Raw genomic sequence first — 13,799 nt, 5'->3', positions numbered from 1 at the left:
GGAGCGAAGGGCGTAGCCTGTCAGGCACATTCTGATGCAACATGCTCCGGAGGGCCTTGGATATGACCTTCCTGCACGAAAAGAAGCTTGCAAAACCCCTTACCTGTAACTATTACGTGGTCGTGATATTATCACTATGTTCATTTTTGGGCGATATTATTCTGCGCGAAGTAGACGGGAAGAATATAGTATTTTTCTTCTCTTCAAAAGCGTTGGACTGTCGAATTATAGAAGTATCTTTGTTTGTCTTTGATCGATTGGGCTGAATGGTAATGCCGCGACTTCCTCTTGGACGATTGCTTCATATTTCTACCATTCTCATGACCCTCTCACTCGCCATGAATGTGCATGCGCTTGCGAGGCATATCGGACAGGATGATCGTGCAGATTCTGTCAAAAACACCAGCGATTCTGATGTATCCGGCAACGGGGGGGAAGCAATACCCAGTTCCGGAGCACACAAGATTCCGGAGTCGAAATCAAACAGGCGGGGCGGATGGCGTTCTGTTCCCGGATTGAGCGATGCAACACAGACTACTCCACAAACTGGGCCTGTCGACGCTGCATTCCTCAGGAATGATGGTCATGCCACATCTTGTGAAGGGGGATCATGTCTGGAGGGCAATCATGTCTTGTCGGGCGAGTTGAGTTCGACTGATCAGGCACAATCTGAAATCGTCAATACGATCCTTGCCAGACAGGGTTCGGTTGATGATGAGCAGAAAAAACTCGAAGAACAGAAGCGTGTGCTGGATTCAGCTCGTATCGTTCTGGAAAACCGTATGCGTGCGATCGACAATTCCATGGCCGAGCTGGCCGAAAAACAGGCGCGCCATCGTGAAACAATGGCCGCCGAAACGTCCCGACTGGTAAAGATCTATGAGGAGATGCCTCCACGGGAGGCGGCGGCTGTTTTCAACATCATGGATATTCATGTTCTGGTATCCATTGCCAATAACATGAACCCCAGGAAAATTTCCGCGATCATGGGGTATATGTTCCCCGAACGGGTCAATACGGTCTCCCAGTATCTTGCAGGTGTGCGCAATTTCCATTCACAGAACAGTTCATCTGACAGCTTGTCGCATCGTTCTGCTTCGGCAGGTGTGCTCTCCTGGCTGCCCCGCGCCGAGTCCGACAGGGAGGGCGCGTTGCGAGAGTAACCGCCGGTTTTTATGGGATGTCTGTTTTGTCCGGCAGGCACGTCCCGGTTTTCAGTTTTGCCTTCTTCCAATGTTTCTCTAGCGGTAAATCAGAATGCACCCAGCGCTCAAAGCTTATCAGGCTGTGGCAGAAACCTCTCTCTCGGGGCGTGAGGCAGAGGCCGCCTGTTTTATGATGATGATTGACGAGTTGTCTCTCGCCGAGCGTCACAAGGACCAGGCGTCGCGCTTCAAAGCCCTGGATCGTCATCAGAAACTCTGGTCTATGATCATGAAAGCCAATATCGTTGATGGGGGGCAAAGTGCTGCAGATGATCGTGAATTGATCGTTTCGCTGGCAGACAAGGCCCAGCGCTATGGGATTCAGGCAATTCTTGAAAGCGATCTGACGCTGCAGCCTCTGATTGATATTGCGCAAAACGTTCTGGATGGGTTGCTGGCACAATAGTGCAGCGGAGCTATGTCCTGGATGATGTTATTGTGATAACTCATGCCCAAGGGGTAGTGAAAGATACAGCTTTCTCTGCGTCTGATAAAAAGGCAGTCAAATCGTATTTCCGTTAACCGGTAATCAGGCATTTTTCCCAACATTGTCGGGGTTAGAAAAAGTCTATCTCTCCAACAGGACTGTGCGTGTCTTTTTCCTGTTTGAGAAAGACCCCGCGTATGTTGCCAAGGCGCACATTATTCAGCACGTCCTCCAGAGTGATCTCAGTATTCTTTTCCCATGGGGTCACTGTCACAAGATTTTGCAGAATTAGTGTGATCGCATCGACAAATTGTGTGGCGTGGTCGAGTTTTTGCAGGTTGACGATTTCGTCTTCATGAAAACGGGTACCGAGGGCTGACCGCTCGATGGCAGCCTGTACAGAAAGAAGATTTTCATGCGTAATGGCAAGTTGCTGAATAATATTTGATAGGACTTCACGAGGCTGCGTATTCAACAGCATGGCTCCTGCATAGTTTTGGGAATAAACTTCTGTCTGTTATCAGAACATTTCAATGATTGATGCGTCTGTCTTTTTCCATTTTCTTTCGAAATCGGCTTCTTTTTTGTTGTATATCTGTTCCTGTATGCCGATGGCGCGGCTATCTTCGACCAGGTTTTGTTGAGCGCGCCCTTGTGTCGGCCAGAATCTTATTCTGCGTGCCTGTCTTCCTCCCAGGCTTTGAGCCACACAAGCAATGCGTTCATCAGCAAGATATCGGGTAACGAAAGTGCTGTTCTCCCGCCCGATATGACCGAGAGAAGGAATGATGGCTGCGCCTCCAAAGGCTTTGCAGAGTAGCCTGTCGCGCCTGCCACCAGCGCCAAGAATGCCATTCACAAGTTTTTCCATCGCGTTCACGCCGAAGCGCATGGCAGTAGTGCTGTCGCAGTCTTCTCCATTCGGTAGCAGGAAATGATTCATGCCACCGATCTGTGCATGAAGGTCGTACATGCAGACCGAGATGCAGGAACCGAGCAGAGTTGTGAACAGCATCTCTGCGTTATCGGTAATGAGCACATCACCCTGAATGATCGTACGGGTCTGGGCCGATATCAGCATCAGGTAATAGGTCCGAAGACCTTCTCCAGGACTTCGCGGAGTTTCGCAACAGTATAGGGCTTGGCCAGAAAGTTGTTGACACCTGCTTTGATCGCTTCCTGGACAAGGTCACGACTTGCTTCACTGGTCAGAATGATAAAAGCGGTTTTTTGCGTCCTCGGATTTGCACGGACGGCCTGAAGCAGGGCAAGCCCATCCATGACTGGCATGTTGAAGTCGGAAATGACGAGATGCACAGGGTTCTGCCCAAGATAGTCGAGAGCCTCTTTTCCATCCTTGCGCTGGGCAATCTGGCTGAATCCAAGCTGTACCAGGTTATTGGCCAGAACCTGGCGTATGGAGGCCTGGTCGTCGACGATGAGAGCTCTGATTTGAGAGGCTGCAGGCATTTCCTGTCCTTACGACGTCACGATAATCGAAAAAGAGATACGTTTCTGCACGACTTCAGGCTGCATCAGGCTCGCGTCTGGCGAGTGCGTGCGCTCATGGCTGCTGTGCTGATCTGGTTGAGAGGAACGATCTGGGAGGCTGCCCCCAGTTCGGCAGCAACTCTCGGCATTCCATAGACAACTGAAGATGCCTTGTCCTGTGCGATTGTCCACGCTCCACCCTGTCTCAGGGCAAGAAGACCTTCTGCACCGTCCTGTCCCATGCCTGTCAGGATAATTCCTAGCGATCTGTTGCTGAGCTGATCCGCAACACTGTCGAAGAGAACGTCAATCGAGGGAACATGACCATTCACCGCAGGAGCCTGGACGAGGCGTGTCATGATGCCGCCCTCAGTACGTATGATGGTCATATGCCGGGTACCGCCAGGGGCAATGCGGACATGACCCGGCAACAATATTTCCCGGTCGCGGCCTTCCTGGATGGAAAGGGGGGCGAGTTTCTTGTCCAGACGTGCCGCAAAACTGGCGGTAAAGAATGCGGGCATATGCTGGCAGATGACAATCGGCGGACTGTCTGGAGGAAAGCCACTCAGGACCTCCTCAATGGCCTCTACCCCCCCTGTCGAGGCGCCTATTGCAACCAGATCATAGGGTTGTTGCCAGTGTCTGTTTTCCGGTGCGGTTGCTGTCAGCGCAGTGGCGCGTGTCTTCACAGCCGGTTTTGATCGCGCTGCCTGTCTTACGATGCCGGGCAGACCAGCAAAAGCATTTGTGCCGGGGACTGTGGCGATCGTCTTGGGGAAGCAGTCGAATGCACCCATCTGTAATGCCGTGAGGGCAATTTCTGCATTCCGCTCGGTCAGACTTGAAACCATGACGACAGGGATCGGGCGCAATCGCATGATCTTTTCAAGAAACTGCAGACCGTTGATGTTGGGCATCTCGATATCGAGTGTAATGACGTCCGGCTGATCCCTGATAATCATATCCCGGGCTTCAAGAGGATTGGCCGCTTCTCCTGCAATGACGAGATCCGGATGGTTCTGGAAAGCATGACGGATCATTGCCCGTGCCGTTCGTGAATCGTCAACCACGAGTACCTTGACGGGGGGAAGCATTGTCTAGCCTTCCTTCTGGTATATGGTCGGAGCGATATTCGTCAGGCCACACTGTTTTGCATTGGCAACGCGTTCCGAGTGCCCGACATAGAGAAAGCCCCCCGGTTCGATCCGGTCTGCAAGGCGTTTCCAGAGTGCTTCACGGGTCTCATCGTCAAAATAGATGACGACGTTGCGACAGAAGATGACGGAGAAAGAGCCCCGGAAGGGCCATGCAGCGTTGAGATTGAGCACTCTGAAGCTCGGGAGGCGTCTCAGAGTATCGGTAATACTGTAAGTGCCGTCAGTAAGCCTGAAAAAGCTCGATCGCTCCTTGTCTGGTATACCCTCCAGTTCGTCGGGCCCATAGCTTGCTGCCGATGCACGAGCCACCACATTGCTGTTGATATCTGTCGCCAGAATCCGGAAATCATAATTGGCAATTTCCGGAAAACTGCTCGCAACGCTCATGGCGATGCTCCAGGGCTCCTGACCTGTGGAACATGCTGCTGACCAGATGCGGACCCGTTTTCCCTTGCGTAAGCCCGATGAGAGATCGGGCATGACACATGTCGTCAGATGATCGAAGTGGTTTTTCTCGCGGAAGAAACCGGTCACATTTGTCGTCAGGGCGCAGATCAGTTTCTCCATCTCGACAGTCCCGCCGGAGCCTGCCGTGAAATCGAGATATTCCCTGAATGACCCGAACTGCATTTCTCTTACCCTGCGTGAAACGCGGGAATAGACAAGCGCCTTTTTAGTGGCTGGCAGACAGATTCCCGCCTGGGATCGGGCGATCGATTGCAGCCTCTGAAAGTCCTGATCGGTGTATTCTGGCGCAGAGAGGGTAATACCGTTGGTCATCCTTTTCTTGATTCGCCTACGAGATGTCTGACAACCGTGTCGAGCTTCAGAATGCCGATCATGCGGCTGTCGATCAGAACGAGACCGTGCAGGCAGGCGCTTTCATCCGAGGTGGGCTGGATGTCGCCCGTACTGATATCAGCCAGGTCGATGACACGATCGACGAGCAGACCATAGACGACGCCTTCACGGGATTCGACGATGATGACGACGCGTCGTGCGTTTTCCAGTTCGGCCGGGATATTGAGATATGTCGCCAGATCAATGACTGTCAGTATGATTCCTCTCAGATTGATGGCACCGCAGACATAGGGCGGGGCAAAAGGGAGTTTCGTGGTTTTTTCAAAGCCGCGGATTTCGCGCACGCTGAGAATGGGGATGCAGTATTCCTGAGCACCCACAGCGAAATGATCATTTTTATCGAGCTTGTCTCGACGACTTCGCTGGTCGGCAGCTGGTCGGTCATCTTCGTTTCCTGATTGATACTGAGCATGGTCACGATGGCCTAGTTCACGAGTTCGGACAGGCCGAGCTGCGCTTTGTTTTCTGTCTGGCTGAGCGCAACGGCGATCAGTGCGGAAACATCAAGAATAAGGGCAACGCTGCCATCGCCGAGGATTGTTGCAGCCGACACCCCGTAGATATGACGGTAGTTGCGCTCCATGCTCTTGATAACAACCTGGGTCTGACCGCAAATTTCGTCGACGATCAGGGCAGCACGACTGCCTGACTCATTCTCCACGACCAGAACCACAGCTCCTTCGAGAGACTGTCGTATTCGCGAGCCGGCAAGACCGAGTGTGGTGCCGAGAGGCAGGAGTGGAATGCATTCACCACGCTTGGAGATGATGTTGGTCCCATCCGGAAGCGCATAAACATCACTCTGACTGACGATGATCGCTTCCGAAACGGCAGAGATGGGGATGACCATTGTCGTTTCGTCGGCAGAAATCAGCATGCCGTCGAGAATGGCCAGGGTCAGGGGCAGGCTGAGACTGAATGTGCTGCCCTTGCCAGGAGTGCTGCTGATAACAACGCGCCCCCCAAGACTCATGATGGCCTGTTTCACCACATCCATACCGACGCCCCGCCCGGAAAGATCAGAAACAGTGGAGGCCGTTGAAAAACCGGGGGTGAAAATGAGGTTGTTGATCTCGTCTTCGCTCAATGTCGCATCCGGTGCAATAATGCCGCGTTTTACAGCGGTCTCGAATACGCGTTTGTGGTTTACCCCGGCGCCGTCATCCTTGATTGTAATCAGAATGCGACCTGAGCGGTGTTCTGCGGAGAGCGTGATACGCCCTTCAGACGCTTTTCCGGCAGCTAGACGATCTTCTGGTTTCTCAATGCCGTGATCGACCGCATTTCTGAGCATATGGGTCAGAGGAGCTGCAAGCTTTTCGATCAGGGTACGGTCGACTTCCGTTTCTTCGCCTTCCAGAACAAGAGTAACGGATTTCTGCGTCATTGAGCTCGCCTCGCGGACGACACGCTGCATACGCTGGAAAACACTGCGTACAGGCTGCGCTCGCACGGACATGACCGCATCCTGGATATCGCGTGTCAGGGTCTGCATGCCTTCTATGCTCTGCATCAGTTCGTGATGACCGGAAGTCTCTGATTTCTGACAGAGGGATTGCACGGCAGCCTGAGCGATTACGAGTTCTCCTACCAGATCCATCAAATCGTCGACACGTGAGAGATCGACCCGGATAGAGGCAGACTCTGCCTTGCGAGAGACTGCTGCGGATGAAAGAGTAACAGCGTCCTCCTCACGAGGAGCTGGAGCAGAGATGGCCAACGCTTCAAGGAGTTCTTCGGTGGAAAGATGTTTTTCTGCTGGGGGCGTGGGGATTTCCCGGGGAAGGTTCTCGACGGGCTCCGGATATATGCAAGGTGATCCGGGGAGGCCGACCGTGCCGGGGGAAGGCAGGACTGTATCGGTGGATGACGTAACAGTGAGATCGCAACTATCCACGACCCAGTCAAACGTTTCCCTGATTTCGCTTTCGCTGACGGTATCAGGCAAGGAGACGCGCCAGGTGAGGTAGGAAGTTTCTGGCGAAAGAGCGTCGAGCGAAGGCAGGTCTTGTGTCTGGCATTCGATCGAGCTGTATCGCCTTTATCATGGGCAAGCGCAGTCAGGGCGACGAGAATATTGCGCGCATCGTCACCACAGCCATACATCGCGTCATGAGGATGAAAGGTAACGATCTTTCTGACAGCAGACGGCATTTCGGATTCATCGCCCCAGTCAAAAGCGACGGGTTCGAATGCGAATGGAACCGGGCAGAATTCCTCGGTAATGGCTTCGGAGGCTCGTGTATCGGAAAGATCATCATTGAGGGGTGAAGATACTTCACCATTGACAATCCTGAGCTCTGAAAGACTTTCCTCGATACGACAGGCATCAACGATCTCACCACCTCGTGCTTCGGTGACAAGGTCACTCAACACGTCCATGCTTTTCAGAAAGACTGCAATAATTTCCTTGTCAGGATGGATCCTGCCCGAACGAACGCCATCAAGAGCATTTTCAAAGACGTGAGAAAATCGGACGAGATTCTGCAAGCCGAATGAGGCAGCTCCGCCCTTGATGGAGTGTACGGCACGAAAAACAGCATTGACTGTATCTGCCTCGGCGCATTTCGCGGCGATAGCTGACAGACCCGTCTCGAGCTCTTGTAGCTGTTCGTCGCATTCCTGAAAGAAGATTTCCAGAATATCATCCATCTCTGAGCTCATTCTGCCCCTGCTTTTCTACTGGGTAACGCGTCGGATGGCTGAAACCAGGCTGTCAGAATTGAACGGCTTGATGATCCAGCCGGTAGCGCCAGCTGCTCTGGCGCGAGCCTTTTTCTCCTGATCGCTTTCTGTAGTCAGAACGATGATCGGCAAGTGCCGGAAATGATCCTTTTTTCGCACTGCCTCGATGACACCGAAACCATCAAGCCGGGGCATGTTGATGTCTGTAATGATTACGGCAGGGGGTAAGGCGGCAGCCTCGAGAACTTCGAGCCCCTCGATGCCATCATTGCCCTGGATCACTTCGTAACCTGCTCCTTCCAGAGTGGTCCGGAGCATGCTTTGCATCGTCCGTGAATCGTCGATTGTTAGGACACGCAAAATCTGGCTTTCAGTCATGTCATGAGCTCGCTGGTATTGATGCCGGTTGCTGCCGGGGGCATGGAGGCGCCGAACAGGACAAAAGCATCTGACAGTTTTTCAGAAGGATTAACGATTGGACGTGCGCTCGCTAGAAGAACTTGCAGGCAGAGGCCACCAAGATATGTGACGTCGGTTCCGTCCAGAACTGCCGCGGGAGAGTGAGCGATTATCTCCCTGAGGGCGTGAGCACAGGCGGAATCAAGGCGTGGGGGGAGTTTGATGACAGGCTGGTCTTTGCTCTGTTCAGGCAGACTGGGCGTCATCAGAAATCCTCCCACCCCTGATCGGACGATGTGACCTGTAATGCCGGTTTTGAAGAGGTCGGGATGGAAACTGGGCGCTTCGTCTCATTGGGAAGAGGCTTGGAGGGGGAGGGCTTGGCGATCGGTGCCGATGCCGGTTTGCGGTATGACGCTGCCGGTTTTGGGGGAGGGAGGATGAGTTGGTGTTATTGCCCAGATGAAAGGCTCCCAGTGTCTGGGCGAGGGAACGCGTTTCAGTGGTCAGATTGTGACTTGCGGCTGTGGCTTCTTCGACCATGGCCGCGTTTTGCTGTGTTACCTGATCCATGTCGTTGATTGAATGGGTTACTTCCGCGAGACGAAGTGCCTGTTCTCGTGTCGTTTTGGTCAGACCTTCGATCCGTTGCGCAATATTCGAGATGCTGTCAGAGAACTCGCCCAGATACTGGCTGGTACGATGTACAAGGTTTACCCCCTTGTCGACCTCTTCTGCTGAGACAGAGATCAGTCGCTTGATTTCATTGGCCGATTTGGCCGATTTCTCTGCAAGTGACCGGACTTCCTGCGCTACAACGGCAAAGCCGCGACCGGCATCGCCGGCGCGCGCAGCTTCAACCCCGGCATTCAGAGCAAGAACATTGGTCTGGAAGGTGATTCCGTCAATAACCGATATGATTTCACCAATGGCACTGGAGGATTTCTGAATACCGACCATGGCGATATTCGCTTCTTCCATCACTGAAGTGGCAATTTTGACCTGATCGAGAGTTTTTCTTGTTTCCGTGCTTGATTCAGAACAGACATCAGCTGTCATCTGAATGCCGGCGCTTATGGTTCTGACGGCATTGGCAGCATTGCCCAGATTTTCGGCCTGAAGTTCTGTGCGTCGTGCCAGATCGGCAGATGCCATGGAGATCTCGGCTGCGCCGGTTGTAATGAATTCCGAGCTGCGTGCCATCTCTGTGAGTGTTGTCTTCCAGTGTGCACAGGCGTGATTGAAACTGTTGGCGATCTTTGAAAAATCGCCCGAGAGTATATTGCCTGACAGAGTCAGGTTCAGATCGCCTTTTGCGACAGCATCAAGAGATTTCTCGATTGATGTTATGATAATCTCTTTTTCTTTGTTTAGAGAGATTTCCCGGTTTTTGAATGCAGACAGTTCATTGTTGGCTGCGTCCAGGTAGAGCTTGTTGTTTTTATTATCGGCGCCTTCTTCGCGCAGACGCAACAGGAGAGAAAAAAGATGTCCGCTCTCATCCCGTGTTTCCGGAGCGCGTGAGTATTCCCCTGTCTCGCCTTTGCTCAGACTCTCGCCAAAATGCAGGATTTCCTCGACCGGGCTAGCTATGGTTTTTATGAGGACAATACGGAAAAGGACCGTGAGCAGAAATGCGCAAGCGGTAAGAGCAAGTGAGCAGGAAAAAGCGTATGGTGAGAGTGCATCTCCCCAGAACAGCCCGATCTCTCCAAAAAGATGGATGACCAGAACGATTTGTAAACATGACATTGCCGTTCCGATTTTCGACCGGAATGACGCTTCTTGATAAAACCAGGTCTTCATCTCGTGATACTTTGCTGTCCTGAATAGATTCTGATGAAAGAAGAAGCGTTATTGGCAATACACTTTATGATAAAAGAGAGTACGCAGCATTGTCTGCCTCCTGAAGTCAGAAGGGCCGATGCCTCAAACCGTTACATGAAGCCATTAAGAACAAGTTAAGGCATATTGTTGTGGCAGAGAGACTTGCGGCACCCTGAATCAGGTATGAGCGAACAGCATCATGATTTCGATTTCTGGCATTCTGAATGAAATTTTCGACGGTATTGTACGCCAGTGAGGGCTGCCATACCTGAACTGTGGCATACAGAAGAGGCCATGCCATGATCATGTCTGATCCTGGAGAATGGATCCCGGAGAAGAGGCTGTCGGGTGCAATAATGCGATGCTCAGGATCCGAAGCTGCGTACCAGGCCGCCGGCTACCATTTGCCAGCCATCAATCATGACGAAAAAGATGAGTTTGAATGGCAGGGAAATGGTGGCCGGTGGAAGCATCATCATACCCAGGCTCATCAGAACGCTTGATGTTACAATATCGATGATCAGAAAGGGCAGATAAAGCAGAAAGCCCATCTCGAAACCACGGCTCAATTCCCCCACCATGAAAGCAGGCATAAGAACGCGCCAAGGCGTGTCAGCTGCCTGTAGAGGGGGTGTCATTCTGGCCAGATGATAGAAAGCGGCGAGGTCGTTCGGTCTGGCATGGGCGATCATGAAATGCCGGAACGGCTCGGCGGCGGCAGTCAGCCCGTCTATTTCCGATATCCTGCCATCGATCATGGGGGCTATCCCCCGAGACCATGACTGCTCGAAAGTGGGTTGCATGACGAAAAAGGTCAGAAACAGGGACAGGCCTATGATGACCGGATTGGGGGGGGTTCCCTGAGCGCCAATAGCTCCTCTCAGGAGAGAGAGAACAATGATGATACGTGTAAAGGCTGTGACCATGACCAGCAAACTGGGCGCCAGTGAAAGCAGTGTAATCAGGGCAGTAAGCTGGATGAGTCTGCTGGTCGTACCGGTACTGCCGCTGTCATGGCCGAGATCGAGCGTCAGTGATTGCGCATGGCCCGGTGAGGCATGTCCCAGAATGAGCAGCGCCAGACCCAGAAACGCGAAGCCAAGATAATGACGTTTCATGATGTTTTTTGCCCGACCTGTCTGGCAGGAAGGACAGACCTCATTGTTGATTGTTCTGGATAGTACCCGAATCACTTGTCTGCTCTCGGTAGAGTTGAGAGAGCCATATCCTGTAGTGGCTGGGTCTCGTTGTCCGATCCGGGCGGAAGCACCCCAGAAAGAGGTCCGTTTCTCCACCTGTGAGGATAAGTCCGTTGCGTCCATGGCATCTGAAGAGGATGAGACGTCTTTTCGAGTCCAGGGCCAATGTTTCGACAAGGCCAAGCTGCGACGACTGATGCCGTTTGCCAAGCCGCGGTTGTATGTAGCCGATCACGAAGCGCAGCAGAAAGATCAGTGCGATAACCAGAACAAAAGAGGCGGCGTACTGCATCCAGGACGATAGAGTCATCTGGACGAAGCGCCGCAGAGCCTGGACTGGATCCTGTGTGACATAGGCTGCAAGAGTTACTTTTTGGGGGTGCCGGATGAAGACGAGAGAATTTCTGTCATTGTCACGCCGATATTGTTGTCATCGACCACAACGAGCTCGCCCCGTGCAATAAGACGATTATTGGCGTAGATGTCCACGGCCTCGCCAAGTTTCTTGTTCAATTCGACAACGGCGCCACGGCCCAGACGAAGTAGCTGGCTTACCGGCATAGTAGCTGTGCCGATAACGGCGGTAATCTTGACAGGAATGTCATAGACCGCATCTGACCGCCCGGCACCAGTCTGGGTATCTGGTGTTGTATCGGAAGGGGTTTCCGAGGGAGAGAAGGGTTCCGACGTGAAATCTTCGAGTGAGACCATTCCGCTCTCGTTATCCATGGTTCATTGCCTGTCCGTCGTTTCGGGAACGGTTGTCTTCTGATCAATCGAAGCACTGACAGAAGCCAGGATTCGGTCAATGACGCTTTGACGCCATTTTTCGGGATCAACAAGAATCGTGCGCGTTTCAGATTCAATTCTGATAGTGGATGCCACAGCCTCAGCACAAGGCTCAAAACGGGTCTTGCTGTTTGATCCAATGAGCGTTTTGAGGCGCTCTTTGTCCTTTTCGTTGCAGCGGATAACAATTTCTTCCTCGCAAAGAGTCACCAGATCGGCGGCATCCTGTACGAGGTCGCGCTTCAGCCCTCTCAATGTTTCCCCAGGCAGACGCGTGAGCGCAACGAGGAGATCAAGGACAGTTTGAATATAGACCTTACCGGTTTTACGGGCTGCTTCCACACGTCTTGTTGTCTCGGTGTCGAATGCTTCTTTGATATCGGCCAGTTGCGTGGAAAATTTGTTTTCCATTGTCTGTTGCGTCGTTCTGCATCCTTCGTCACGTCCTGTTTCAAAGGCAGTCCGGCATAATTCGTCGATTTCGCTTTGCAGAAGAGTGATATGAGGAGGGGCAGCTGCTTCCGGCTCGATTTCAGGCGCAGTCTCCTCCACAACAGGCGAGTCGACCGACTTCTTGTGCGGTTGGCTGAAATCCGTCAGGCGACGAGACAGGGCTGACTGTTCCGATACCTCTGGAGCGTCTTTCCGCTCATTCGTGGACGTATCAGAACTGGTCGCTCTCTTGCCTGAAGAACCGATATCAAAAGGGACGAAATGAGTGGTCATGAAATGAACTCCTCTCCGCCTGCTGTATCGTTCAGGTCAATTTCGCCTGCATTGGCAAGGTTTTTGATCGTCAGGACAATCTCGGCCTGAGCCGCTTCGACATCCTTGACCCGTACCGGGCCCAACGACGCAATTTCCTCTATCAGGATATTCCCTGCACGCTTGGACATGCATTGCAGGAAGAGTTTTCTCTCGCTGTCGGATGCTCCCTTGAGTGCGAGCGGAAGTCTCTCCCGGTCGATTTCGTTGACGACACGCATGAGAGCTTCCAAGGATAGTCTACTGATATCTTCGAAGGTGAACATCAGCGCCTTCACCTTCTCCATATCATCATGGTTTTCCTTGTCCATGAGTTCGGTAAAGCGCGTTTCGGTCTTGCGGTCGAAATTGTTGAATACCTCGGCCAGCAATTCATAGCTGTCACGCTTGGACGAGCGTCCCAGGGTAGAAATGAATTCCGAACGCAGCGTGGCCTCAACGCTTTCGATAACCTCACGCTGCACGGTCTCCATGTGCAGGATACGCATCATGACATCCGTTGCGTAGTCTTCAGGCAGCAATGCCAGAACACGTGCCGCATGAGCAGGTTGTAGCCGACTGACGATGACAGCAGCCGTCTGGGGATATTCGCTGCGCAGATAATTTGCTAGGATCGATTCCTGGACATTGCCAAGCTTGTCCCACATGTTGCGTCCGGCGGGACCACGGATTTCGTCCATGATCTTCTCAACCTGCTCGGCATCCAGAGTCTTGCGAAGGAATGCCTCTGTCGTTTCAAATGTGCCGACAAGCCCTTCACCACTCTCGAAATTCTCGACGAATTCCCGACAGACCGTTTCGACCATCTCAGCCCTGACGACGCCGAGACCCGCCATGGCGATGGAGATTTCACGAATTTCATCCTCGTGTAGCGCCCTCATCAGTTCGGCACTGCGTTCTCGGCCGATCGTCATGAACAGAATGGCCGCTTTCTGTTTGCCGGTCAGAAGGGGCGCATTCATGCTGTTTTTTCCGTCGGTCTGGTTTTGTC

General features: G+C 52.6%; 18 protein-coding genes. 2 read left to right on the top strand and 16 right to left on the bottom strand.

Annotation, left to right across the window (positions count from 1 at the left end):
* Positions 1 to 272: 272 nt before the first annotated feature.
* The gene (locus tag JCM25354_RS05000; RefSeq protein WP_051537230.1) at positions 273 to 1,163 is read left to right on the top strand and encodes a MotE family protein; all 891 of its coding nucleotides are present in this window, start codon (positions 273 to 275) and stop codon (positions 1,161 to 1,163) included.
* Positions 1,164 to 1,257: 94 nt separating this feature from the next.
* On the top strand, positions 1,258 to 1,611 hold the full coding sequence (locus tag JCM25354_RS04995; protein WP_025885198.1) for a flagellar biosynthesis regulator FlaF: 354 nt from the start codon (positions 1,258 to 1,260) through the stop codon (positions 1,609 to 1,611).
* A 151-nt stretch (positions 1,612 to 1,762) separates the two neighbouring features.
* Here the strand turns inward: JCM25354_RS04995 and JCM25354_RS04990 are convergent, their stop codons facing one another.
* From JCM25354_RS04990 to fliG, 16 genes are all read right to left on the bottom strand, one after another.
* Positions 1,763 to 2,107 carry a hypothetical protein gene (locus JCM25354_RS04990; protein ID WP_148301394.1) on the bottom strand — a complete coding sequence of 115 codons (345 nt, stop codon included), beginning with the start codon at positions 2,105 to 2,107 and terminating at the stop codon, positions 1,763 to 1,765.
* 45 nt (positions 2,108 to 2,152) lie between these two features.
* Positions 2,153 to 2,713, bottom strand: a complete 561-nt coding sequence (locus JCM25354_RS16805) for a chemotaxis protein CheD (RefSeq protein ID WP_025885196.1) — start codon at positions 2,711 to 2,713, stop codon at positions 2,153 to 2,155.
* Positions 2,713 to 3,102 carry a response regulator gene (locus JCM25354_RS04980; protein ID WP_025885195.1) on the bottom strand — a complete coding sequence of 130 codons (390 nt, stop codon included), beginning with the start codon at positions 3,100 to 3,102 and terminating at the stop codon, positions 2,713 to 2,715. Before JCM25354_RS04980 ends, JCM25354_RS16805 begins: the two co-directional genes overlap by 1 nt.
* Positions 3,103 to 3,167: 65 nt before the next feature.
* Positions 3,168 to 4,220 carry a protein-glutamate methylesterase/protein-glutamine glutaminase gene (locus tag JCM25354_RS04975; protein WP_025885194.1) on the bottom strand — a complete coding sequence of 351 codons (1,053 nt, stop codon included), beginning with the start codon at positions 4,218 to 4,220 and terminating at the stop codon, positions 3,168 to 3,170.
* Positions 4,221 to 4,223: 3 nt separating this feature from the next.
* Entirely contained in the window at positions 4,224 to 5,063 is an 840-nt protein-coding gene (locus JCM25354_RS04970) for a CheR family methyltransferase (RefSeq protein ID WP_025885193.1), read from the bottom strand.
* Complete coding sequence (locus JCM25354_RS04965) at positions 5,060 to 5,464, bottom strand: chemotaxis protein CheW (protein ID WP_025885192.1); 405 nt, start codon at positions 5,462 to 5,464, stop codon at positions 5,060 to 5,062. Before JCM25354_RS04965 ends, JCM25354_RS04970 begins: the two co-directional genes overlap by 4 nt.
* Positions 5,465 to 5,568: 104 nt before the next feature.
* Positions 5,569 to 6,744 (bottom strand): chemotaxis protein CheA, encoded by a 1,176-nt coding sequence (locus tag JCM25354_RS22215; RefSeq protein ID WP_243443910.1) that lies wholly within the window; start codon positions 6,742 to 6,744, stop codon positions 5,569 to 5,571.
* Positions 6,744 to 7,796, bottom strand: a complete 1,053-nt coding sequence (locus tag JCM25354_RS22210) for an Hpt domain-containing protein (RefSeq protein WP_243443909.1) — start codon at positions 7,794 to 7,796, stop codon at positions 6,744 to 6,746. Before JCM25354_RS22210 ends, JCM25354_RS22215 begins: the two co-directional genes overlap by 1 nt.
* 27 nt (positions 7,797 to 7,823) lie before the next feature.
* A complete protein-coding gene (locus tag JCM25354_RS04955; protein WP_025885191.1) occupies positions 7,824 to 8,207 on the bottom strand; it encodes a response regulator in 384 nt (127 codons plus the stop codon).
* Entirely contained in the window at positions 8,204 to 8,494 is a 291-nt protein-coding gene (locus JCM25354_RS16795) for an STAS domain-containing protein (RefSeq protein WP_025885190.1), read from the bottom strand. The genes JCM25354_RS04955 and JCM25354_RS16795 overlap by 4 nt, the downstream gene beginning before the upstream one ends.
* A complete protein-coding gene (locus JCM25354_RS16790; protein ID WP_159103453.1) occupies positions 8,475 to 9,980 on the bottom strand; it encodes a methyl-accepting chemotaxis protein in 1,506 nt (501 codons plus the stop codon). Before JCM25354_RS16790 ends, JCM25354_RS16795 begins: the two co-directional genes overlap by 20 nt.
* A 440-nt stretch (positions 9,981 to 10,420) precedes the next feature.
* Positions 10,421 to 11,173, bottom strand: coding sequence for a flagellar type III secretion system pore protein FliP (gene fliP, locus JCM25354_RS04935; protein WP_025885188.1), 753 nt, complete (start codon positions 11,171 to 11,173; stop codon positions 10,421 to 10,423).
* A 40-nt stretch (positions 11,174 to 11,213) separates the two neighbouring features.
* Entirely contained in the window at positions 11,214 to 11,564 is a 351-nt protein-coding gene (locus JCM25354_RS20990) for a hypothetical protein (protein ID WP_148301393.1), read from the bottom strand.
* Between the two features lie 56 nt (positions 11,565 to 11,620).
* Positions 11,621 to 11,983, bottom strand: a complete 363-nt coding sequence (gene fliN / locus JCM25354_RS04925) for a flagellar motor switch protein FliN (RefSeq protein ID WP_025885186.1) — start codon at positions 11,981 to 11,983, stop codon at positions 11,621 to 11,623.
* A gap of 3 nt (positions 11,984 to 11,986) precedes the next feature.
* A complete protein-coding gene (locus JCM25354_RS04920; protein WP_025885185.1) occupies positions 11,987 to 12,769 on the bottom strand; it encodes a hypothetical protein in 783 nt (260 codons plus the stop codon).
* On the bottom strand, positions 12,766 to 13,770 hold the full coding sequence (fliG, locus tag JCM25354_RS04915) for a flagellar motor switch protein FliG (protein WP_025885184.1): 1,005 nt from the start codon (positions 13,768 to 13,770) through the stop codon (positions 12,766 to 12,768). The genes JCM25354_RS04920 and fliG overlap by 4 nt, the downstream gene beginning before the upstream one ends.
* Positions 13,771 to 13,799 lie beyond the last annotated feature (29 nt).

The organism is Asaia prunellae JCM 25354 (assembly GCF_000613885.1).
Lineage (GTDB): Bacteria > Pseudomonadota > Alphaproteobacteria > Acetobacterales > Acetobacteraceae > Asaia > Asaia prunellae.
The sequence above is the reverse complement of the archived record's forward strand: the minus strand, read 5'-3'. Positions and strand labels throughout refer to the sequence as shown.